General features: G+C 59.6%; 19 protein-coding genes. 16 read left to right on the top strand and 3 right to left on the bottom strand.

Annotated features, from left to right (window positions below):
* Nucleotides 1-79 precede the first annotated feature (79 nt).
* The 3 genes from dapC to map all read right to left on the bottom strand — a co-directional run bounded on the left by dapC (nt 80) and on the right by map (nt 4,967).
* Nucleotides 80-1,279 (bottom strand): succinyldiaminopimelate transaminase, encoded by a 1,200-nt coding sequence (gene dapC, locus BFQ00_RS05665; RefSeq protein WP_065932859.1) that lies wholly within the window; start codon nt 1,277-1,279, stop codon nt 80-82.
* A 139-nt stretch (nt 1,280-1,418) separates the two neighbouring features.
* A complete protein-coding gene (locus BFQ00_RS05660; RefSeq protein WP_065932858.1) occupies nt 1,419-4,121 on the bottom strand; it encodes a [protein-PII] uridylyltransferase in 2,703 nt (900 codons plus the stop codon).
* Between the two features lie 63 nt (nt 4,122-4,184).
* Nucleotides 4,185-4,967, bottom strand: coding sequence for a type I methionyl aminopeptidase (gene map, locus BFQ00_RS05655; protein ID WP_057723204.1), 783 nt, complete (start codon nt 4,965-4,967; stop codon nt 4,185-4,187).
* A 387-nt stretch (nt 4,968-5,354) separates the two neighbouring features.
* Here map and rpsB point away from each other — a divergent pair, with 387 nt between their 5' ends.
* From rpsB to dnaE, 16 genes are all read left to right on the top strand, one after another.
* Nucleotides 5,355-6,092 carry a 30S ribosomal protein S2 gene (rpsB, locus tag BFQ00_RS05650; protein WP_003219330.1) on the top strand — a complete coding sequence of 246 codons (738 nt, stop codon included), beginning with the start codon at nt 5,355-5,357 and terminating at the stop codon, nt 6,090-6,092.
* A gap of 204 nt (nt 6,093-6,296) precedes the next feature.
* Nucleotides 6,297-7,160 (top strand): translation elongation factor Ts, encoded by an 864-nt coding sequence (gene tsf / locus BFQ00_RS05645; protein ID WP_065886087.1) that lies wholly within the window; start codon nt 6,297-6,299, stop codon nt 7,158-7,160.
* Nucleotides 7,161-7,372: 212 nt separating this feature from the next.
* On the top strand, nt 7,373-8,116 hold the full coding sequence (gene pyrH, locus BFQ00_RS05640) for a UMP kinase (protein ID WP_003172271.1): 744 nt from the start codon (nt 7,373-7,375) through the stop codon (nt 8,114-8,116).
* Nucleotides 8,113-8,670, top strand: coding sequence for a ribosome recycling factor (gene frr, locus BFQ00_RS05635; protein ID WP_065886088.1), 558 nt, complete (start codon nt 8,113-8,115; stop codon nt 8,668-8,670). Before pyrH ends, frr begins: the two co-directional genes overlap by 4 nt.
* 17 nt (nt 8,671-8,687) lie before the next feature.
* Nucleotides 8,688-9,443, top strand: coding sequence for a polyprenyl diphosphate synthase (gene uppS, locus BFQ00_RS05630; protein WP_017137143.1), 756 nt, complete (start codon nt 8,688-8,690; stop codon nt 9,441-9,443).
* On the top strand, nt 9,444-10,250 hold the full coding sequence (locus BFQ00_RS05625; protein ID WP_065932857.1) for a phosphatidate cytidylyltransferase: 807 nt from the start codon (nt 9,444-9,446) through the stop codon (nt 10,248-10,250).
* Nucleotides 10,247-11,452 (top strand): 1-deoxy-D-xylulose-5-phosphate reductoisomerase, encoded by a 1,206-nt coding sequence (gene ispC / locus BFQ00_RS05620; protein ID WP_065932856.1) that lies wholly within the window; start codon nt 10,247-10,249, stop codon nt 11,450-11,452. Before BFQ00_RS05625 ends, ispC begins: the two co-directional genes overlap by 4 nt.
* Nucleotides 11,453-11,490: 38 nt before the next feature.
* A complete protein-coding gene (rseP, locus tag BFQ00_RS05615; protein ID WP_065886091.1) occupies nt 11,491-12,843 on the top strand; it encodes a sigma E protease regulator RseP in 1,353 nt (450 codons plus the stop codon).
* Nucleotides 12,844-12,917: 74 nt separating this feature from the next.
* On the top strand, nt 12,918-15,305 hold the full coding sequence (bamA, locus tag BFQ00_RS05610) for an outer membrane protein assembly factor BamA (protein WP_065886092.1): 2,388 nt from the start codon (nt 12,918-12,920) through the stop codon (nt 15,303-15,305).
* A 45-nt stretch (nt 15,306-15,350) separates the two neighbouring features.
* A complete protein-coding gene (locus tag BFQ00_RS05605) occupies nt 15,351-15,854 on the top strand; it encodes an OmpH family outer membrane protein (RefSeq protein WP_003189173.1) in 504 nt (167 codons plus the stop codon).
* 3 nt (nt 15,855-15,857) lie between these two features.
* Nucleotides 15,858-16,913, top strand: a complete 1,056-nt coding sequence (lpxD, locus tag BFQ00_RS05600) for a UDP-3-O-(3-hydroxymyristoyl)glucosamine N-acyltransferase (protein ID WP_065932855.1) — start codon at nt 15,858-15,860, stop codon at nt 16,911-16,913.
* Nucleotides 16,914-17,024: 111 nt separating this feature from the next.
* Nucleotides 17,025-17,465 (top strand): 3-hydroxyacyl-ACP dehydratase FabZ, encoded by a 441-nt coding sequence (gene fabZ / locus BFQ00_RS05595; protein ID WP_003172281.1) that lies wholly within the window; start codon nt 17,025-17,027, stop codon nt 17,463-17,465.
* Nucleotides 17,462-18,238 carry an acyl-ACP--UDP-N-acetylglucosamine O-acyltransferase gene (gene lpxA, locus BFQ00_RS05590; RefSeq protein ID WP_065886094.1) on the top strand — a complete coding sequence of 259 codons (777 nt, stop codon included), beginning with the start codon at nt 17,462-17,464 and terminating at the stop codon, nt 18,236-18,238. The genes fabZ and lpxA overlap by 4 nt, the downstream gene beginning before the upstream one ends.
* Before the next feature lie 2 nt (nt 18,239-18,240).
* The gene (lpxB, locus tag BFQ00_RS05585; RefSeq protein ID WP_065932854.1) at nt 18,241-19,380 is read left to right on the top strand and encodes a lipid-A-disaccharide synthase; all 1,140 of its coding nucleotides are present in this window, start codon (nt 18,241-18,243) and stop codon (nt 19,378-19,380) included.
* 2 nt (nt 19,381-19,382) lie between these two features.
* Entirely contained in the window at nt 19,383-20,009 is a 627-nt protein-coding gene (rnhB, locus tag BFQ00_RS05580; protein WP_165386129.1) for a ribonuclease HII, read from the top strand.
* A 77-nt stretch (nt 20,010-20,086) separates the two neighbouring features.
* Nucleotides 20,087-23,608, top strand: a complete 3,522-nt coding sequence (dnaE, locus tag BFQ00_RS05575; RefSeq protein ID WP_065886097.1) for a DNA polymerase III subunit alpha — start codon at nt 20,087-20,089, stop codon at nt 23,606-23,608.
* Nucleotides 23,609-23,696: the final 88 nt, after the last annotated feature.

Below are 23,696 nucleotides of genomic sequence, written 5' to 3'. Positions count from 1 at the left end.
CAAGGGGCTTTGTTCCCATTCATGGGTTGCAGGATGCATCAGCCATGACCGCTCCCACGGTGTGGGAGCGGCCTGAACCTCAACTGCGGCGCTGAATGAAAGCGCGAATCCGCTCAGCCGCTTCGACGCATTCGGCCAATGGCGCAACCAGGGCCAGGCGCACACGGCCGGCACCGGGGTTGAAACCGTCCACTTCGCGAGACAGATAAGAACCCGGCACCACCGTGACGTGTTCTTCCACGAACAAATCACGGCAGAACGCAGCATCGTCACCGTTCACATTCGGCCACAAATAAAAGCCACCGTCCGGGCTTTGCACATCCAGCACCGGCTTGAGGATCGCCAGCACGGCGTCGAATTTTTCGCGATACAGGTCACGGTTTGCCAGCACGTGGGCCTCGTCCTGCCAGGCGGCGATGCTGGCCAGTTGGGTTTGCACCGGCATCGCGCAGCCGTGGTAGGTGCGGTACAGCAGGAAGGCCTTGAGGATATCCGCGTCGCCAGCCACGAACCCGGAGCGCAGGCCCGGCAGGTTGGAACGCTTGGACAGGCTGTGGAACACCACGCAACGCTTGAAGTCCTGGCGACCCAGTTCGACGCAGGCGCTGAGCAGGCCCGGCGGCGGGGTGTGTTCGTCAAAGTACAGCTCGCTGTAGCATTCGTCGGCGGCAATCACGAAGTCGTACTCGTCGGCCAGGGCGATCAGCTTTTTCAGGGTGTCCACCGGAATCAGCGCACCGGTCGGGTTGCCTGGAGAGCACAGGAACAGGATCTGGCAACGTTGCCAGATGTCCGGTGACACAGCATCGAAGTCCGGGTTGAAACCATTGGTGTCCAGGCACGCCAGGTAATGCGGCTTGGCCCCGGCGAGGAACGCGGCGCCTTCGTAGATCTGGTAGAACGGGTTCGGGCTCACCACCAGCGCGTCGTCACCGCGATTGACCACGGTCTGGGTAAAGGCGAACAACGCCTCTCGCGTACCGTTGACCGGCAGGATGTTGCGCGCCGGGTCCAGCCAGCCTTGCGGGACGTTGAAGCGGCGCTCGCACCAGGCGCCAATGGCCTCACGCAGTGCGGGGATGCCCAGTGTGGTCGGGTACACGGCCATCTGATCGAGGTTGTTGCTCAGCGCCTCGGCGACAAACGTCGGAGATTTGTGCTTGGGCTCACCGATGGACAGCGCAATCGGGCGTTTGTCCGGGTTTGGTGTGACGCTGCCGAGCAGTGCGCGCAGTTTCTCGAACGGGTAGGGCTGCAGCTGGTTCAGGGCGTTGTTCATCGAAAGTCTCGTCAAATTCAGTTGCCGGCGAAAATTAAATGTGGGAGGGGGCTTGCTCCCGATTGCGGTGTGTCAGTCAGCTGATTGTTATCTGATCCACTGCTATCGGGAGCAAGCCTCCTCCCACAGAAGCCGATGTTCACAGGGTCAAGCGTGTCAGCTCGACGCCGGGTTCCTGGGTCACGCTCAATTGCTCCACGATCGCTTCCTGCAAGCGGCGGCACAGCTCAGGGTCGGACAGCGGCTGGTTATCGGCGTCGGTGATGAAGAACACGTCTTCCACGCGCTCGCCGAGGGTCGCGATCTTGGCGTTTTGCAGCGACAGGTCGAACTCCAGGAAAATCCCGCCAATCCGTGCCAGCAGGCCCGGGCGATCCGGCGCGCTGAGCTCCAGCAAGGTGACCGGGCGCTGGGCGTCGTTGGAAATAGTCACCTGGGGTGCAAAGGCAAAGTGCTTGAGCTGGCGCGGTACGCGGCGCTGGATGATGGTTGGATAATCATCCGGGTTGCGCAGGGCTTCGGTCAGGCCTTCGCGGATCTTCTTCACACGCAGCGGATTATCGCCAATCGAGTCGCCATCGGTGTCGAGCACAATATAGGTGTCGAGGGTGAACTGGCTGCTGGAGGTGATCACCCGGGCGTCATGAATATTCAGGTTGAGTTGGTCCATGGCCGCCACGGTTACGGCGAAGAAGTCGTGCTGGTCCGGCGCGTAGATGAAGATCTGCGTGCCGCCTTCGAATTCGCGCTGGGTGGTTTCCTTGATCAGTACCAGCGGGCCGCCATCGGCCGGCTGCTGAAGGATGGCGTCGGTGTGCCAGGCTACGTCGCCGGCGGTATGGCGCAGGAAGTAATCGTCACCCAGTTGCGACCATAGTTGTTCGACGTCATCCGGGTCGTTGCCGCCGCGCACCAGGATATCCAGCGCCGCGCTTTGGGTGCGGCGGATCTGCTCTTCGCGGTCCACCGGATTTTCCAGGCCGCGGCGCAGGGCGCGCTTGGTCTCGGTATAGAGCTGGCGCAACAGGCTGGCGCGCCAGGAATTCCAGAGCGTGGGGTTGGTGGCGTTGATGTCGGAAACGGTCAGCACGTAGAGGTAGTCGAGGTGGGTCTCATCGCCCACGATCTGCGCGAAGTCGTGGATGACTTGCGGGTCGGACAAGTCCTTGCGCTGGGCCGTGGTCGACATGACCAGGTGGTTCTGCACCAGCCAGACGATCAGGCGGCTGTCCCACACCGGCAACTGGTGGCGCTGGCAGAACGCTTCGGCATCGACCGCGCCGATTTCCGAGTGATCGCCATGCCGACCTTTGCCGATGTCGTGGTAGAGGCCGGCCAGGTAAATCAGTTCCGGCTTGGGCAGCTTGGCCATGAGCTTGCTGGCCAGCGGGAATTTCTCTGACACTTGGGTGTACTGCAACTTACGCAAATGCTTGATCAGGTTCAGGGTGTGCGCGTCCACGGTGTAGATGTGGAACAGGTCATGCTGCATCTGCCCGACGATAAAGCCGAACTCCGGCAGGTAGCGCCCGAGGATGCCGTAGCGGTTCATCCGCCGCAGATTGCGGTGGATGCCGATCTTGCACTTGAACAGTTCGATAAACAGGCTGGTGTTGCGGATGTCGTGACGAAACGCGTCGTCGATCAGATGACGGTTTTCCCGCAGCAGGCGGATGGTGTCGGCGCGCACGCCTTTGATTTCCGGCTGCTGGGCCATCAACACGAAGATTTCCAGCATGGCGAACGGCGTGCGGCGGAACACGTTGTCGTTGCGCGCCTCGATATAGCCATCATGCAGCTGGAAGCGTGCGTTGATCGGCTGCGGCGGCGCTTCGTCTTCGGGCGCCAAGATCACTTCTTCGAAGTGCTGGATGATCAGGTCGCTGAGCTGGGCGATGCTCATCACCACCCGGTAATACTGCTGCATGAAGCTTTCGATGCTGGTCTTCGCATCTTCGCCTTCAAAACCCAGCAGGGTGGCGATGGAGCGCTGATGGTCGAACAGCAGGCGGTCCTCGGAGCGCCCGGCAAGCATGTGCAGGGCGTAGCGCACCTTCCACAGGAACTCCTGGGACGAGGCCAGCAGGGTGTTTTCGCTCTCCACCAGAAAACCCTCGCCGGCCAGGGCGCGCAGGTTCAGGGTGCCGTACTGACGACGGGCCACCCACAAAATCGTCTGGATATCGCGCAGCCCGCCCGGCGAACCCTTGACGTTGGGTTCCAGATTGTATTCGGTGTCGTTGTATTTGTGGTGCCGTGCCTTTTGCTCGGCGCGCTTGGCCAGGAAAAACTCCTTGCTTGGCCACATGTGCGCGGTGCTGGTGACTTCGAGCATGCGCTGGCGCAGGCGCTCGGGGCCACAGATGGTGCGGCTTTCCATCAGGTTGGTGACGACCGTCAAGTCGGCGCGGGCCTCTTCGGCGCACTCTTCGACCGAGCGCACGCTCTGGCCGACTTCCAGGCCGATATCCCACAACAGGGTCAGAAAACGCTCGATGGAATCGCGAAACATCTCATGGTCGGCGCTGTCCAGCAGGATCAGCAGGTCGATGTCGGAGTAGGGGTGCAGCTCGCCGCGCCCGTAGCCGCCGACCGCCACCAGGGCGATATCCGCATCGGTGCTCCAGTCGAACTGTTCCCAGGCTTTTTGCAGGATATTATCGACGAACCAGGCACGGTCCTCGATCAGCCGGCGTATGTCGCGGCCACTGCGAAAGCGCGCATCGAGCACGTCGCGCGCCTGGCGGATCGCCTTCTTGAACGCAGCGATGGGGCTTGCCTTCAACGCCAGTTCGGCCTGGAACTGGCCACGGTCGAAGAGTTCTGGATCCACCTGGGGCATCGATCGGCTTTCCTTTCTATCTGTCAGTCAGTCATTACACCGTTGGGAAAACCTGCCCGGCCTTTACGCCGATACGCGTGGAATCGTGTCGTCGGCGCGCAGGGTAAAGATCTCGTAGCCGGTCTCGGTGACCAGCAGGGTGTGTTCCCACTGCGCCGAGAGCTTGCGGTCCTTGGTGATGGCGGTCCAGCCGTCGCCCAGCACCTTGGTATCGGCCTTGCCCTGGTTGATCATCGGCTCGATGGTAAAGGTCATGCCGGCCTTGAGTTCCATGCCGGTGCCGGCGCGGCCGTAGTGCAGGATCTGCGGTTCTTCGTGAAAAACGGTGCCGATGCCGTGGCCGCAGAATTCGCGTACCACCGAGAAACCGTTCTTTTCGGCGTGCTTCTGGATCACTTCGCCGATATCGCCCAGGCGGCAGCCAGGCTTGACGATCTCGATGGCCTTGTACATGCATTCCTGGGTCACCTGGGACAGGCGCTCGGCCCACGGCGCCACGGTGCCGACATGGAACATGCGGCTGGTGTCGCCGAAGTAACGGTCCTTGATCACAGTGACGTCGATGTTCAGGGTGTCGCCATCCTTGAGCGGCTTGTCACCCGGAATCCCGTGGCAGACCACGTGGTTGACCGAGGTGCAGATCGACTTGGGGAAGCCCTTGTAGTTCAGCGGCGCAGGGATGGCGCCTTGCACGTTGACTATATAGTCGTGGCAGATCTGGTTCAGTGCTTCGGTGGTGACGCCGGGCTTGACGTGCTCGGCGATCATTTCCAGCACGTCGGCAGCCAGTTTTCCGGCAATGCGCATGCCGGCGATGTCTTCGGCGGTTTTCAAACTCACGGTCATACAGGCTCTCTCTAGCGCAATACGCTGAAATCAATTCGGTTGACGGGCGTGCGACAAAAGGTTGCAGAATTCGCACAAGCCACAAAAAACGCGATTCTAACAGACGATGGCGTCAAATCATGAGCCTCTGATGATCGCTTCTCTCTATAAGGTAGGGGTAGGTCGGCTCTATTCAAGGGGTTACGTGAGCGCGTCGCGCGGCAAACGTGAATGCGTGTTCCGTTTTTGCCGATGCTGTGGTATAAAATGCGCCGCTTTCCGGGGATACCCCGCAGAGCTTAAATCCACACACGTGTCGACACGATGACCTGGGTGCCGGAGGCTTTGAAGCCGCTGGTTGGTCATTGGGATACGTGGAGGCCAAACCCGACTTATTAAGGAACTATCATGTCCCAAGTCAACATGCGCGATATGCTGAAGGCCGGTGTGCACTTCGGTCACCAGACCCGTTACTGGAACCCGAAAATGGGTAAGTACATTTTCGGCGCACGTAACAAGATCCACATTATCAACCTTGAAAAAACCCTGCCAATGTTCAACGAAGCGCTGACCTTCGTAGAGCGCCTGGCTCAGGGCAAAAACAAGATTCTGTTCGTCGGTACCAAGCGTTCCGCCGGCAAGATCGTTGCTGAAGAAGCAGCACGTTGCGGTTCGCCGTACGTCGATCACCGCTGGTTGGGCGGCATGCTGACCAACTTCAAAACCATCCGTGCTTCCATCAAGCGTCTGCGTGACCTTGAAGTGCAGGCCGAAGACGGTACTTTCGCCAAGCTGACCAAGAAAGAGGCGCTGATGCGCACTCGCGACCTGGAAAAGCTCGATCGTTCCCTGGGTGGTATCAAGGACATGGGCGGTCTGCCTGACGCACTGTTCGTTATCGACGTTGATCACGAGCGCATCGCGATCACCGAAGCCAACAAGCTGGGCATCCCGGTTATCGGCGTAGTCGATACCAACAGCAGCCCGGAAGGCGTTGACTACATCATCCCAGGCAACGATGACGCAATCCGCGCTATCCAGCTGTACATGGGTTCGATGGCTGACGCTGTAATCCGTGGTCGCAACCACGTTGCTGGTGGTACCGAGCAGTTCGTTGAAGAAGCTCCGGTAGCTGCCGCTGAGTAACTGACGCCCTGGCGTTGACTCAGTAAGCAAAAAGGGGGCTTGGCCCCCTTTTTGCCACCTCGAAAACCGTTTGTCGGCGCCCACTTGTGGCAGCGCAACATGGCAACTGTAACGTGCAGCGGCCTACAACGGTGGTTCGGGAAGAATTGATCCCCCGTTCGATCGGGTGGAATGGTTGAAAACCTATCCAAGAGGAATTTGAAAATGGCAGCAATTACTGCAGCGTTGGTTAAAGAACTGCGTGAGCGTACCGGCGAAGGCATGATGGATTGCAAGAAAGCCCTGGAAAAGGCTGACGGCGACATTGAAAAAGCCATTGATGACATGCGTGCTTCCGGCGCGATCAAGGCTGCCAAGAAAGCAGGCAACGTAGCTGCTGAAGGCGCTATCGCTCTGAAAGAAGACGGCAAATCCGCCGTTCTGCTGGAAGTGAACTCGCAGACCGACTTCCTGGCTCTGCAGGACGACTTCAAGGCATTTGTTGCTGCCAGCGTTGATAAAGCGTTCGCCGACAAGCTGACTGACGTCGCTCCGCTGATCGAAGCTCAGGAAGCTGCACGCCTGGTACTGGTTGGCAAGGTTGGCGAAAACGTCAACATCCGTCGCCTGACCCGTGTGGAAGGTGATGTTGTCGGCGGTTACCTGCACGGCAACAAAATCGGTGTAGCGGTTGTTCTGAAAGGCGGCGACGTTGAGCTGGCTAAAGACATCGCCATGCACGTTGCTGCGAGCAACCCTGAGTTCCTGCTGCCTTCGGAAGTGTCTGCCGAAGCGATCGAGCGTGAAAAAGCTGTGTTCCTGCAGCTGAACGAAGAAAAAATCAAAGGCAAGCCGGAAAACATTGTTGAAAATATGGTCAAGGGCCGTATCAGCAAGTTCCTGGCTGAAGCAAGCCTGGTTGAACAGGCGTTCGTCAAGAACCCTGAAATCAAGGTGGGCGAACTGGCCAAGAAAGCCGGTGCTGAAATCGTTTCCTTCACCTACTTCAAAGTAGGCGACGGCATCGAGAAGCCGGTCGACAACTTCGCTGAAGAAGTTGCTGCCCAGCTGGCTGCCGCCAAGCAATAAGACAGTTTTCAACTGTCGCCCGAAAGAGGCTGCCCGCTCACGCGCGCAGCCTCTTTTCAAATGGGAAAGCTAATTTTATTTGGCTTCCCCTCGGAACTGGCTTACAAAGCCGTGTTCCGATGGCGCTGTGATAGCGTCCAGCTAGAGTGAACGCAAGCCGTAAACGGCTCGCCAAGAATTTTTTAGAACATACGCCGCAGGAGAGATTCGCAATGGCTCAGCAGGGCAGTGGTTATCAGGCTCGCTATAAACGCATTCTACTCAAGCTCAGCGGCGAGGCCCTGATGGGCTCGGAAGAGTTCGGGATCGACCCCAAGGTGCTTGACCGCATGGCGCTCGAAGTCGGCCAATTGGTCGGTATCGGTGTTCAGGTGGGTCTGGTGATCGGCGGTGGCAACCTGTTCCGCGGTGCGGCACTGAGTGCTGCCGGCATGGATCGGGTCACTGGCGACCACATGGGCATGCTGGCCACTGTGATGAACGCCCTGGCCATGCGCGACGCCCTGGAGCGCGCCAACATCTCGGCCATCGTGATGTCGGCGATTTCCATGGTCGGCGTGACCGATCACTATGATCGCCGCAAAGCCATGCGCCACCTGAACGCCAAGGAAGTGGTGATTTTTGCCGCAGGCACCGGCAACCCGTTCTTTACCACCGATTCGGCCGCATGCCTGCGCGCTATCGAAATCGACGCCGACGTGGTGCTGAAGGCGACCAAGGTGGATGGCGTATACACTGCAGATCCATTCAAAGACCCGCATGCCGAGAAGTTCGATCATCTGACCTACGATGAAGTGCTGGATCGCAAGCTGGGTGTGATGGACCTGACGGCTATCTGCCTGTGCCGCGACCACAAGATGCCGCTGCGCGTATTTAACATGAACAAGCCCGGCGCCCTGCTGAATATCGTACACGGCGGCGCGGAAGGGACTCTGATCGAGGAAGGCCAACAATGATCAACGAAATCAAGAAAGACGCTCAAGAGCGTATGCACAAATCCCTGGAGTCTCTGAACCATGCGTTCGGCCAGATTCGTACCGGCAAGGCGCACCCGAGCATCCTGGGCAGCGTGATGGTGCCGTACTACGGCACGGACACGTCCATCACCCAGGTGGCCAACATCACCGTAAAAGACTCGCGCACCCTGCAAGTCGTCGCCTTCGAGCGCAACATGCTCGGCGCTGTCGACAAAGCCATCCAGAGCGCCGGCCTGAACCTCAACCCGACCAACCTGGGCGAGTTGCTGCTGATTTCCATGCCTGCCCTGACCGAAGAAACCCGCAAGGGCTTCACCAAGCAGGCGCGCAGCGCGGCTGAAGATGCACGCGTGGCCGTGCGCAATATCCGTCGCGATGCCTTGGGTGATCTGAAGAAGCTGGTCAAGGACAAGGAAATCAGCGAAGACGAAGAGCGTCGCGCCGTCGCCGATATCGATAAGCTGACCAAGGATGCGGAGGCCCAGATCACCAAGGCCACCGAGGAAAAAGAAAAGGACCTGATGGCCGTATAAGGGGTCAGGACGCCTTCATGGAAAAGACCAAGCAGACTGTGCCCTCTGTGGTGCCGCGCCATGTCGCGATCATCATGGATGGGAATAATCGCTGGGCGAAGAAACGCTTTATGCCGGGTGTTGCCGGGCATAAAGCGGGTGTCGATGCGGTGCGCGCTGTCATCGAGGTGTGTGCCGAAGCCAAGGTTGAAGTGCTGACGCTGTTTGCCTTTTCCAGTGAGAACTGGCAACGGCCCGCCGAAGAGGTCAGCGCCTTGATGGACCTGTTCTTCAAGGCGCTGCGTCGCGAGGCCAAGCGCCTCAATGACAACAACATCAGCCTGCGCATCATTGGTGATCGCTCCCGCTTCCATCCGGAGCTGCAGGCGGCCATGCGTGAAGCCGAGGCCATCACTGCCGGCAGCAACCGTTTTGTGCTGCAGATCGCAGCCAATTACGGCGGCCAGTGGGACATTGCCCAGGCTGCGCAGCGACTGGCCCGCGAAGTGCAGGCCGGTCATCTGCGGCCCGACGACATTACGCCCGAACTGTTGCAAACCTGCCTGGTGACCGGCGACCTGCCGTTGCCGGACTTGTGCATTCGTACCGGTGGTGAGCACCGCATCAGCAATTTCCTGCTGTGGCAGCTGGCCTATACCGAGCTGTACTTCTCCGACCTGTTCTGGCCGGACTTCAAACACGATGCCATGCGCAATGCGCTGGCCGATTTCGCTTCCCGTCAGCGTCGCTTCGGTAAAACGAGCGAGCAGATCGAAGCTGGAGCCCGGGTTTAAATGCTTAAACAACGAATCATCACGGCACTGATCCTGCTGCCGATTGCCTTGTGCGGTTTTTTCCTGCTTGAAGGCTCCGGTTTTGCGCTGTTCATCGGCCTGGTCGTTACCCTCGGTGCATGGGAGTGGGCGCGTCTGGCGGGGTTCAGCGACCAATTGCCACGTGTGGCGTACGCCGCCATCGTCGCGCTGTTGCTGTTCCTGATGTACATCCTGCCCGATATCGCGCCCTGGGTGCTGGGGGCGGCGGTACTGTGGTGGGCCACGGCGACATTCCTGGTGCTCACCTATCCACGGACCAGCGGCCAGTGGTCCAGTGTCGCGTGCAAGCTGGTAATTGGTTTGCTGATCCTGCTGCCGGCCTGGCAAGGACTGGTGGAAATCAAGCGTTTCCCCAACGGCAACGAATTGATCCTGGCCGTCATGGTGCTGGTCTGGGGCGCTGACATCGGCGCCTACTTTTCCGGCCGTACCTTTGGCAAGCGCAAGCTGGCGCCGGCCGTCAGCCCGGGCAAGAGCTGGGAAGGCGTATACGGCGGCCTGGCCTTTACGCTGCTGATTGCGTTGGGGGTCGGTGTGCTGCGTGACTGGTCGGTGAAGCAGATCTTCCTGGCCTTGTTGGGCACTGCCGTGGTCGTATTCATTTCGGTGGTGGGCGACCTCACCGAAAGCATGTTCAAGCGTCAGGCCGGGATCAAGGACAGCAGTAACCTGTTGCCGGGTCACGGTGGCGTGCTGGACCGTATCGATAGCCTCACCGCTGCGTTGCCGATCTTTGCCGTGTTGCTGTGGATGATCGCTTCGTGAGCCGCCTGCAACAGGTCACGGTGCTGGGCGCGACGGGCTCGGTCGGGCTGAGCAGCCTGGATGTCATCGCCCGTCATCCTGATCGCTATCAAGTGTTCGCCCTGACTGGCTTCACGCGTATCAGCGAGCTGCTGGCGCTGTGCGTGCGCCACTCGCCGCGTTTTGCGGTGGTGCCGCAGGCAACTGCTGCGCGTGGCCTGCAGGATGATCTGCGCGCTGCCGGCCTTGCCACCCAAGTGTTGGTGGGTGAGGAAGGGCTGTGCCAGGTGTCGGCGGATGCCGAAGTGGATACGGTGGTGGCGGCGATCGTCGGGGCAGCGGGTTTGCGTCCCACGCTGGCCGCAGTCGATGCGGGCAAAAAGATCCTGCTGGCCAATAAAGAAGCCCTGGTCATGTCCGGTGCGCTCTTCATGCAGGCCGTGCGCAAGAGCGGTGCGGTCCTGTTGCCCCTCGACAGTGAGCACAACGCGATCTTCCAGTGCATGCCCGTCGATTTTGCCCGTGGCTTGAGCCAGGTGGGTGTGCGCCGGATTTTGCTCACGGCTTCCGGTGGCCCCTTCCGGCAAACGCCGCTGGATGAGCTGGAGTATGTATCGCCGGACCAGGCGTGTGCGCATCCGAATTGGTCCATGGGGCGCAAAATCTCCGTGGATTCGGCAAGCATGATGAACAAGGGGCTGGAGCTGATTGAGGCGTGCTGGTTGTTCGATGCGCGGCCTGACCAGGTGGAAGTGGTGATTCACCCACAAAGTGTGATTCATTCCCTGGTCGATTACGTGGACGGCTCGGTGCTGGCGCAATTGGGTAACCCCGATATGCGCACGCCGATCGCCAATGCCCTGGCGTGGCCGGAACGGATTGACTCCGGTGTGGCGCCGTTGGACCTGTTTGCGATTGCGCGCCTGGATTTCCAGGCGCCGGACGAGCAGCGTTTCCCGTGCCTGCGTCTGGCCCGGCAAGCGGCCGAGGCGGGTAACAGTGCGCCAGCCATGCTTAATGCAGCCAATGAAGTGGCCGTGGCGGCGTTTCTCGAACGGCGCATCCGCTTTCCGCAGATCGCGAGTATCATCGAGGACGTCCTGAATCTTGAGCCCGTAGTGGCTGTGAATGATCTGGGAGCCGTGTTTGAGGCGGATACCAAGGCCCGGGCCCTGGCCGAGCAATGGCTGGACCGCAACGCGCGTCAGGCTGTGGGCGGGTGAGCGCCTTCAGGCATCGGATTGAAATGCGGAGAAATTAGATGAGTGCGCTCTACATGATTGTCGGCACCCTGGTTGCTCTGGGTGTGCTGGTTACCTTCCACGAATTCGGCCACTTCTGGGTGGCGCGGCGTTGCGGCGTCAAGGTACTGCGCTTTTCCGTCGGTTTCGGCATGCCGCTGGTTCGCTGGCATGATCGTCGTGGCACCGAGTTCGTGATCGCCGCCATCCCGCTGGGTGGCTACGTGAAGATGCTCGACGAGCGAGAAGGCGAAGTGCCTGCGGATCAGTTGGACCAATCCTTCAACCGCAAGACCGTTCGTCAGCGTATCGCCATCGTGGCCGCCGGGCCGATTGCCAACTTCCTGTTGGCGATGGTGTTCTTCTGGGTGCTCGCCATGATGGGCAGCCAGCAGGTGCGCCCGGTCATCGGCGCGGTCGAGTCAGGCAGTATTGCGGCCAAGGCCGGGCTGGTGGCAGGGCAGGAAATTGTTTCCATTGATGGCGAACCCACCACCGGTTGGGGCGCGGTCAATCTGCAATTGGTGCGTCGACTGGGTGAGAGCGGTACCGTCAATGTGGTGGTGCGCGAGCAGGACTCCAGTGCCGAAAGCCCACGTGAGCTGGCGTTGGACCGTTGGCTTCAAAGTGCTGACGAGCCGGATCCGATCAAATCCCTGGGCATTCGTCCCTGGCGTCCGGCGCTGCCGCCGGTATTGGCCGAGCTGGACCCGAAAGGTCCGGCCCAGGCCGCAGGCCTTAAAACCGGCGATCGGCTGTTGGCCCTTGATGGCCAGGCACTGGGTGACTGGCAGCAAGTGGTCGACCTGGTGCGTGTACGTCCTGATACCAAAATTGTGCTGAAAGTTGAGCGTGAAGGTGCTCAAATCGACGTCCCTGTGACCTTGTCGGTTCGTGGGGAGGCCAAGGCCGCCGGGGGTTACCTGGGTGCCGGGGTCAAAGGTGTCGATTGGCCGCCATCGATGGTGAGAGAGGTCAGCTTCGGGCCGTTGGCCGCGATTGGCGAGGGTGCCAGGCGCACTTGGACCATGAGCGTGCTGACCCTCGAATCCCTCAAGAAAATGTTGTTCGGCGAGCTCTCGGTAAAAAACTTGAGTGGACCGATAACCATTGCTAAAGTGGCGGGCGCTTCTGCCCAGTCGGGTGTCGCGGATTTCTTGAATTTCCTGGCTTATCTGAGTATCAGCCTTGGAGTTCTGAATTTGCTGCCCATTCCCGTATTGGATGGGGGGCATCTGCTGTTTTATCTGGTCGAGTGGGTGCGTGGTCGCCCCTTGTCGGATCGGGTGCAGGGTTGGGGGATACAGATCGGTATCAGTTTGGTGGTCGGAGTGATGTTGTTAGCTCTGGTCAACGATCTGGGACGACTGTAACGCTTCGCTGAATTGCGAATCTGCCGCATTTTGCGGCAGTTTGTTTATTGCCAGTTGGAATAAGAAAGGACTTCATGAAACGTCTGCTGCTAACTGCGGTTCTCACCGTATTGATGATCGCCGAAGTTCACGCCGAGTCCTTCACCATCTCCGATATTCGCGTCAACGGCCTCCAGCGGGTTTCCGCGGGTAGCGTCTTTGGTGCCTTGCCGTTGAACGTCGGGGAACAGGCTGATGATCGTCGCCTGGTGGAATCCACTCGTGCGCTGTTCAAAACCGGGTTCTTTCAAGATATCCAACTGGGTCGCGAAGGCAATGTCCTGGTCATCACCGTCGTCGAGCGGCCTTCGGTTGCGAGTATCACGATCGAGGGCAACAAGGCCATCTCCACTGAAGACCTGATGAAAGGGTTGAAGCAGTCGGGGCTGGCCGAGGGCGAGATCTTCCAGCGCGCCACCCTTGAAGGTGTGCGTAACGAACTGCAACGCCAGTACGTTGCCCAGGGCCGCTACTCGGCGAGCGTGGACACGGAAGTGATTCCGCAGCCGCGTAACCGGGTAGGCCTGAAGGTCAACATCAACGAAGGTACCGTGGCGGCCATCCAGCACATCAACGTGGTGGGCAACACCAAGTTCGCTGATGAAGACCTGATCGGCCTGTTCGAACTCAAGACCACCAACTGGTTGTCGTTCTTCAAGAATGATGACAAGTACGCCCGTGAGAAATTGTCCGGCGACCTGGAACGCCTGCGCTCCTACTACCTGGACCGTGGCTACATCAATATGGACATCGCTTCGACCCAGGTGTCCATCACCCCGGACAAGAAGCACGTCTACATCACTGTCAACGTCAACGAAGGCGAGAAGTACAAGGTTCGTGACGTCAAGCTCAGCGGTGACCTGAAAGTACCTGAAGACCAGGTCAAGTCCCTGTTGCTGGTCCAGAAGGATCAGGTGTTCTCGCGCAAGCTGATGACCACCACGTCCGAGCTGATCACCCGTCGCCTGGGTAACGAAGGCTACACCTTCGCCAACGTCAACGGCGTGCCGACCCCGAACGATGAAGACCACACCGTGGACATCACGTTCGTCGTCGATCCGGGCAAGCGTGCCTATGTCAACCGCATCAACTTCCGTGGCAATACCAAGTCCTCGGACGAAGTGCTGCGTCGTGAAATGCGCCAGATGGAAGGTGGCTGGGCGTCGACTTACCTGATCGACCAATCCAAGACCCGACTCGAACGCCTGGGCTTCTTCAAGGAAGTCAACGTTGAAACCCCGGCCGTACCGGGTGTGGATGACCAGGTCGACGTGAACTACGCCGTTGAAGAACAAGCCTCGGGCTCGATCACCGCCAGCGTCGGTTTCGCACAGAGCGCCGGTTTGATCCTGGGCGGTTCCATCACCCAGAACAACTTCCTCGGTACCGGTAACCGTGTCTCCATCGGCCTGACCCGAAGCGAATACCAGAGCCGATACAACTTCGGCTATACCGACCCCTACTGGACTGCAGACGGTGTGAGCCTGGGCTACAACGCCTTCTATCGCACCACCGACTACAAAGACCTCGACGTTGACGTTGCAAGCTACGCGATCGACAGCCTCGGCGCCGGTGTGAACGTGGGTTACCCGATCAGCGAGACCTCGCGTCTCACCTTCGGCCTGACCGCGCAGCAGGATGAGATCAAGACCGGTGTGTACACCGTGGACGAGATCTTCGACTTCACCCGCCGTGAAGGCGACAAGTTCCTGAACTTCAAGGCGTCTGCCGGCTGGTCCGAGTCGACCCTGAACAAAGGTGTACTGGCAACCCGTGGCCATTCCCAGAGCCTGACCGCGGAAGTCACCACGCCGGGCAGCGACCTGTCGTTCTTCAAGCTCGATTATCGCGGCCAGTTGTTCCAGCCGTTGAGCGACAACTACACCATGCGCCTGCACACCGAACTGGGTTATGGCGACGGTTATGGTTCGACCGATGGCTTGCCGTTCTATGAAAACTACTACGCGGGTGGCTTCAACTCGGTACGTGGCTTCAAGGACAGCACCCTGGGTCCTCGTGGTACGCCGAGCCGTGGCGAGGCCTTTACGGGTAACCAGGGCACGCGAGTGGACTCCGACAACAAGCCGCTGCCATTCGGCGGTAACGTTCTGATCCAGGGCGGTGCGGAAATTCTGTTCCCGCTGCCATTCGTGAAAGATCAGCGTTCCCTGCGTACTTCGGTCTTCTGGGATGTGGGTAACGTGTTCGACTCCAAATGTGAACAGATCACCAACCCGAACGGTTCGCGGTCCAACACCCAGTGTAACGACGTGAGTCTCAGCAATCTGGCGAGCTCCGTGGGTGTGGGTGTGACCTGGGTGACTGCGCTGGGCCCATTGAGCTTTGCTCTGGCCATGCCGATCAAGAAACCGGATAACGCTGAAACCCAGATTTTCCAATTCTCCCTTGGCCAGACGTTCTAAGCGTCTGACCTAAGATAACGACAACGGATTCTGTAGGAGTACATCGTGCGTAAGTTGACTCAATTGGTCCTGCTGGCCACTGTGCTGGTAACCACCCCGGCCTTCGCCGAAATGAAAATTGCCGTGCTGAACTATCAGATGGCCCTTCTGGAATCTGATGCGGCCAAGCGTTACGCCGTGGATGCCGAGAAGAAATTCGGTCCGCAACTGACCAAGCTCAAGACTCTGGAAAGCAGCGCCAAGGGCATCCAGGACCGTCTGGTTGCCGGTGGCGACAAGATGCAGCAAGGCGAGCGCGAACGTCTGGAGCTTGAGTTCAAGCAAAAGGCCCGTGACTACCAGTTCCAGTCCAAGGAGCTGAACGAAGCCAAGGCGGTTGCCGACCGCGAAATGCTCAAGCAGCTCAAGCCCAAGCTCGACAGCGCCGTGGAAGAAGTCATCAAGAAGGGTGCCTTTGACCTGGTGTTCGAACGTGGCGCCGTGATTGACGTCAAGCCTCAATACGACATCACCCGCCAGGTGATCGAGCGCATGAACCAGCTGAAGTAAACCATGACTGCGACTATCAAGCTCGGCGAGTTGGCCGAGTTCCTGGGGGCCACCTTGCGTGGCTCCAAGGAGAAGGAAATCACTGGGCTAGCCACCTTGCAGGAGGCTGGCCCAGCTCAGTTGAGCTTCCTTGCAAACCCCAAATACCGTAAATACCTGGTCGATAGCCAGGCAGCCGCCGTGTTGCTGACGGCAGCCGATGCTGAAGGGTTTACGGGGGACGCGCTGGTGGTGGCCGATACTTACCTGGCGTATGCCAAGGTATCGCACCTGTTCGACCCGAAACCTAAAGCCAGTGCCGGCATTCATGCGTCTGCGGTCATCGCCGATGATGCCCAGGTTGATCCTGCGGCCAGCATTGGCGCATTTGCAGTGATCGAGAGCGGGGCGCGCATTGCCGCAGGTGTAACGATCGGTGCGCATTGCTTTATCGGTGCGCGTTGTGAAATCGGTGTCGATGGCTGGCTGGCTCCCCGTGTGACCCTCTACCACGATGTGCGTATCGGTAAGGGGGTGGTCATTCAGTCGGGCGCTGTGATCGGTGGGGAAGGTTTTGGTTTTGCCAACTCCAAAGGTATTTGGCACAAGGTTGCTCAAGTCGGCGGTGTATTGATCGGCGACGACGTGGAAATCGGTGTGAACACTGCTGTTGATCGCGGGGCCTTGGCCGACACCGTGATTGGCAATGGCGTGAAGCTCGACAACCAGATCCAGATTGCCCACAACGTGCAGATTGGCGACCACACCGCCATGGCGGCCTGCGTGGGGATTTCCGGCAGCACCAGGATCGGCAAGCATTGCATGCTCGCCGGTGGCGTAGGGCTGGTGGGGCATATCGATATTTGCGACAACGTCTATATCACCGGCATGACCATGGTCACTCACTCGATTACCGAGCCAGGGTCTTATTCATCCGGTACCGCCATGCAGCCAGCAGCTGAATGGCGCAAGAGTGCGGCGCGTCTGAGACAGCTCGACGACATGGCTCGACGTCTCAAACAGCTGGAAAAGCGTGTTGGGGACGTGACCCCTGGCGGTGATGCTTCATCAGAAGGCTGATACCATTTCCATATCAAGTGTGCACAGCCGATAGACTGCCTCCTTGATTTGCTAGCGGGGCGTGCTTTTAGTCCGCCCGCCCCCAATCTTTATTACAGGCTTCCCCCCGAAATGATGGACATCAACGAGATTCGCGAATACCTGCCTCACCGTTATCCGTTCCTGCTGGTGGATCGTGTAGTGGACCTCAATGTTGAGGAAAAGCGCATTCGTGCCTACAAGAATGTCAGCATCAACGAACCGTTTTTCAATGGTCACTTTCCTGCGCATCCCATCATGCCGGGCGTGTTGATCATCGAAGCAATGGCCCAGGCTGCCGGTATCCTTGGTTTCAAAATGCTTGACCTCAAGCCTGCCGACGGCACGCTTTACTATTTCGTGGGTTCCGACAAGTTGCGTTTCCGCAATCCGGTCACTCCGGGCGACCAGTTGATCCTGGAAGCCAAGTTCATCAGCTGCAAGCGCCAGATCTGGAAGTTCGAATGCCAGGCTTCGGTGGATGGCAAGCCGGTGTGCTCTGCCGAGATCATCTGTGCGGAACGCAAACTATGAGTTTGATTGACCCTCGCGCAATCATCGATCCGTCGGCCGTACTGGCCGCCGACGTTGAGGTCGGCCCCTGGTCGATCGTCGGCGCAGGTGTGGAAATCGGCGAGGGGACTGTCATCGGGCCACACGTGATCCTCAAGGGTCCGACCCGCATTGGCAAACACAATCGTATCTACCAGTTTTCCTCGGTAGGCGAAGACACCCCGGACATGAAGTACAAGGGTGAAGAAACACGGCTGGTCATCGGTGACCACAACATCATCCGCGAAGGCGTGACCATTCACCGTGGCACCGTGCAGGACCGTGCCGAGACCACGCTGGGTGATCACAACCTGGTGATGGCCTATGCGCATATCGGCCACGACAGCGTGATTGGCAACCATTGCATCCTGGTCAATAACACTGCGTTGGCCGGGCATGTGCATGTGGATGACTGGGCAATCCTGTCCGGTTTCACCCTGGTTCATCAATACTGCCATATCGGCGCCCACAGCTTTTCCGGCATGGGCACCGCCATCGGCAAGGATGTCCCTGCATTCGTCACGGTGTTCGGCAACCCTGCCGAAGCGCGCAGCATGAATTTCGAAGGCATGCGCCGTCGCGGTTTCAGCGACGACGCAATCCAGGCCCTGCGCCGCGCCTACAAGACGGTTTACCGTCAAGGGCTGACGGTTGAGCAGGCCTTGATCGAACTGACCGAGCCGGCAGCGTCGTTCCCGGAAGTCGCGGTGTTTCGTGACTCGATCCAGGCGTCGACTCGCGGCATTACCCGCTGATCATGGCCAAGTTGCGTATCGCATTGGTCGCCGGGGAAGCTTCCGGCGATATTCTCGGCGCCGGCCTGATGCGGGCGCTGAAAGCCCGGCACCCGGCCATCGAGTTTATCGGCGTCGGTGGTCCCTTGATGCAGGCCGAAGGCCTTACCTCCTACTTTCCGATGGAGCGCCTGTCGGTCATGGGGTTGGTCGAAGTGCTGGGGCGCCTGCGTGAATTGCTCGCGCGGCGCAAGCTGCTGATCCAGACGCTGATCGACGAAAAGCCCGACGTCTTTATCGGTATCGATGCCCCGGACTTCACCCTCAACATTGAACTCAAGCTGCGCCAGGCCGGGATCAAGACCGTGCACTATGTCAGCCCGTCCGTATGGGCGTGGCGGCAAAAGCGTGTGCTCAAGATTCGCGAAGGCTGCGACTTGATGCTGACCCTGCTGCCGTTCGAGGCCAGATTCTACGAAGAGAAGGGCGTGCCGGTGCGGTTCGTCGGCCATACCCTGGCCGATGCCATTCCTTTGCAGGCTGACCGTGACGCGGCGCGTACCGAACTGGGGCTGGTCGCCGGCCCGCTGGTCGCACTGATGCCGGGTAGCCGGGGGGGCGAGGTCGGACGACTGGGCAGCCTGTTTTTTGATGCCGCCGAACGTCTGCAGGCACTCAAGCCAGGCGTTCGTTTTGTGCTGCCGTGTGCCAGCCCGCAGCGTCGCGCGCAAATTGAAACACTGCTGCAAGGGCGCAACCTGCCGCTGACCCTGCTCGACGGTCAGTCCCATCTGGCCCTGGCCGCTTGCGACGCCGTATTGATCGCGTCGGGTACCGCGACCCTGGAAGCCCTGCTGTACAAGCGTCCGATGGTCGTGGCCTATCGCCTGGCGCCGCTGACTTTCTGGATTCTCAAGCGGATGGTCAAGAGCCCGTATATTTCATTGCCCAATCTGCTGGCCCAACGGCTGCTGGTGCCGGAGTTGTTGCAGGACGATGCTACGCCCGAAGCGCTGGCGCAAACTCTACTACCCTTGATTGATGGCGGCGAAGAGCAGACCCGTGGTTTCGACGCTATTCACCGCACCTTGCGCCGTGATGCCTCGAACCAGGCGGCGGATGCCGTGCTGGAGCTGATCGGCCATAAACAGGAAGCCTTATGAGCATGCAGATGGGCCTGGATTTCAGCCTGGTGGCACAAGCCCACGAACTGGTGGCGGGTGTCGACGAAGTCGGACGCGGCCCGTTGTGCGGTGCGGTCGTAACGGCGGCGGTGATCCTCGATCCGAGCCGTCCGATCCTGGGCCTTAATGACTCGAAAAAACTCACTGAAGCCCGTCGTGAAAAGCTTTATGACGAAATCTGTGAAAAGGCCTTGAGTTGGCATATCGCCCGGGCGGAAGTCGAAGAAATCGACGAGTTGAACATCCTGCACGCCACCATGCTTGCCATGCAGCGTGCGGTTGAAGGGCTGCATATCACGCCCAGGCTGGCGATGATTGACGGTAACCGTTGCCCCAAACTGACGATGCGCGCCGAGGCCGTGGTCCAGGGCGACAGCAAGGTGCCGGCGATTGCAGCGGCGTCGATTCTGGCCAAGGTCAGCCGCGACCGCGAAATGGCGGCTTTCGATCTGGTTTACCCGGGCTACGGCATGGGCGGCCATAAAGGCTACCCGACGCCCGTTCATCTGGAAGCCCTGGCGCGACTCGGTCCTACGCCGATCCATCGCCGCTCGTTCGCCCCGGTGCGCCAGGCTTATGAGCTGCGCGAGAGCCTCAGCGAGGTGTAGTCGCGAGGCTGATGTTTTGCTCCAGGCCCGGTACAATCCCGGGCCTTGTCGTTTCCAAGTTATTGCACAGGATCACTATGCCGGCTTCATTCGTTCATCTACGCCTGCACACTGAATACTCCCTGGTCGACGGCCTGGTACGGATCAAGCCGCTGGTCAAGACCCTGGTGGGCATGAACATGCCGGCGGTGGCGGTTACCGACCAGAACAACATGTGCTCCCTGGTCAAGTTCTACAAAAACGCCATGGGCGCAGGTATCAAGCCGATCTGCGGCGCCGACCTGTGGTTGTCCAACAAGGACCCGGATAACCCCCTGAGCCGCATCAGCCTGCTGGCGATGAACGGCGTGGGTTATCGCAACCTGACCGAGCTGATTTCCCGTGGCTTTATCGAGGGTCAGCGCAATGGCTCGATCATCATCGAGCGCGAGTGGGTGGCCGAAGCCAGCGAAGGCGTGATCATGCTCTCGGCCGCCAAGGAGGGCGAGATCGGTATCGCGCTGCTGGGTGGCAATCCGCAGGAAGCCGAAGTGCTGGCCCGCGAATGGATGCAGGTTTTCCCCGACCGCTTCTACCTCGAAGTGCAACGCACCAATCGTCCCAACGATGAAGAGCATCTGCACGCCGCCGTGGCCCTGGCCGACAAGCTGGGCGCGCCGCTGGTGGCGACCAACGATGTGCGCTTTATCAAGAAGGAAGATTTCGAAGCCCACGAAACGCGCGTGTGCATCGGCGAAGGCCGCGCCCTGGATGACCCGCGCCGCTCGAAGAACTACAGCGAAGAGCAGTACCTCAAAAGCGCCGAGGAAATGGCCGAACTGTTCAGCGACTTGCCCGAGGCCCTGGAAAACTCGGTCGAAATCGCCAAGCGCTGCAACATCGAAGTGAAGCTGGGCAAGCACTTTTTGCCCAACTTCCCGATTCCCGATGGCATGACCATTGATGAGTACTTCCGCAAAGTGTCGTTCGACGGCCTTGAGGATCGCCTGCGCGTCCTGTTGCCCAAAGACACTACTGAAGACTACGAGGCCAAGCGCCAGGTCTACGTCGACCGGCTGAATTTCGAGCTGGATATCATTATCCAGATGGGCTTCCCCGGTTACTTCCTGATCGTGATGGACTTTATCCAGTGGGCCAAGAACAACGGCGTACCGGTAGGTCCGGGCCGGGGGTCAGGTGCGGGCTCCTTGGTGGCCTACGTGCAGAAGATCACCGACCTTGACCCGCTGGAATATGACCTGCTGTTCGAACGCTTCCTGAACCCGGAACGGGTATCCATGCCCGACTTCGACGTCGACTTCTGCATGGATGGTCGCGATCGGGTGATCGAATACGTGGCCGAGAAGTACGGCCGCAATGCGGTGAGCCAGATCATCACCTTCGGTTCCATGGCCGCCAAGGCGGTAATCCGCGACGTGGCCCGGGTGCAGGGCAAGTCCTACGGCCTGGCCGACCGCCTGTCGAAGATGATCCCGTTCGAAGTCGGCATGACCCTGGAAAAAGCCTACGAGCAGGAAGAAATCCTGCGCGACTTCATCAAGGTCGATGAAGAAGCCGCCGAAATCTGGGACATGGCGCGCAAGCTCGAAGGCGTGGTGCGTAACGTCGGTAAGCACGCCGGCGGCGTGGTGATCGCACCGACCAAGCTGACTGACTTCTCGCCGATCTACTGCGACGAAGAAGGTGACGGCCTGGTTACCCAGTTCGACAAGGATGACGTGGAGGCGGCCGGCCTGGTGAAGTTCGACTTCCTCGGCCTGCGTACCCTGACGATCATCGACTGGGCGCTCAAGACCATCAACCGCGACCGCGCCAAGGTGGGCGAGGAGCCGCTGGATATCGCGTTCATCCCGCTGGATGACAAACCGACCTACAGCCTGCTGCAGAAAGCCGAAACCACGGCAGTGTTCCAGCTTGAATCACGGGGCATGAAGGAGCTGATCAAAAAGCTCAAGCCCGACTGCCTGGAAGACTTGATCGCACTGGTGGCCCTGTTCCGTCCGGGGCCGTTGCAGTCCGGCATGGTGGATGACTTCATCAACCGTAAGCACGGCCGCGCCGAACTGGCGTACCCGCATTCGGACTATCAGTACGAGGGTCTCAAGCCGGTACTGGCGCCGACCTACGGCATCATCCTGTATCAGGAACAGGTGATGCAGATTGCCCAGGTCATGGCGGGCTACACCCTCGGCGGCGCGGACATGTTGCGTCGCGCCATGGGTAAAAAGAAACCCGAGGAAATGGCCAAGCAGCGCGGCGGTTTCATTGAGGGCTGCGCCACCAACAATATTGACGCTGACCTGGCGGGTAACATCTTCGACCTGGTGGAGAAGTTCGCCGGTTACGGCTTCAACAAATCCCACTCCGCCGCCTATGGCCTGGTGTCGTACCAGACCGCCTGGCTGAAAGCCCACTATCCGGCGCCGTTCATGGCGGCGGTACTCTCGGCGGATATGCACAACACCGACAAGGTCGTGACCTTGATCGAGGAAGTGCGCACCATGAAGCTGCGCCTCGACGCGCCGGACGTGAACGCCTCGGAGTTCAAGTTCACGGTGAACGACGAAGGCCGCATCATTTATGGCCTCGGCGCGATCAAGGGAGTCGGTGAAGGCCCGGTGGAAGCCATCACCGAAGCGCGCCAGGACGGGCCCTTCAAGGACCTGTTCGACTTCTGCGCGCGGGTCGACCTCAAACGCATCAACAAGCGTACCCTCGACGGCCTGATCCGCAGCGGCGCGCTGGACCGTCTTGGCCCGTACTTCCATGACGAACCGAAGGCTTACCAGGCCAATATCGACCGCAATCGCGCGGTGTTGCTCACCGCCATGGAAGAAGCGATCAAGGCTGCCGAACAGACCGCCCGTACCCATGACAGCGGCCACGCCGACCTGTTTGGCGGGTTGTTCGTCGAAGAAGACGCGGATGTGTATGCCAACCACCGCAAGGCCAAGGATCTGACCCTCAAGGAACGTCTCAAGGGCGAGAAAGACACCTTGGGCCTGTACCTCACCGGTCACCCGATTGACGAGTACGAAGGCGAAATCCGCCGTTTCGCCCGCCAGCGCATCATCGACCTGAAACCGGCGCGCGATACCCAGACCGTCGCCGGCATGATCATCGCCCTGCGCGTGATGAAAAATAAGAAGGGCGACAAGATGGGCTTCATCACCCTCGATGACCGCTCGGGCCGGATCGAAGCCTCGCTGTTTGCCGACGCGTTCCACTCCGCCCAGTCGCTGCTGCAGACCGACGCCATGGTGGTGGTGGAAGGGGAGGTCAGCAACGACGATTTCTCCGGTGGCCTGCGCCTGCGCATCAAGCGCGTGATGAGCATGGAAGATGCACGCACAAACCTGGCCGAAAGTCTGCGCCTGAAGGTCAAGACCGAGGCACTCAAGGGCGATCAGCTACGCTGGTTGGGTGACCTGCTCAAGCGTCACCGTGGCGCGTGCCCGGTGACCATGGAGTACACCGGCAACGACGCCAAGGCCATGCTGCAGTTTGGCGAGACCTGGCGAATTGATCCGGCTGACGGCTTGATTCAAGCTTTGCGTGACCAGTTCGGGCGAGACAACGTCTTCCTCCAATACCGTTGACGGTCAGCACCCCTGACCTCGGCTGAACATTTAATCTCGACCTAACCGCGCCTCTCCCTTAAGGTAGGGCGCGAATAGACAACCGGCT

It is taken from the genome of Pseudomonas sp. 28 E 9 (genome assembly GCF_900004785.1).
Classification (GTDB): domain Bacteria; phylum Pseudomonadota; class Gammaproteobacteria; order Pseudomonadales; family Pseudomonadaceae; genus Aquipseudomonas; species Aquipseudomonas orientalis_A.
Note: the sequence above shows the minus strand (reverse complement) of the source record. Positions and strands in the feature narration are given on the sequence as shown.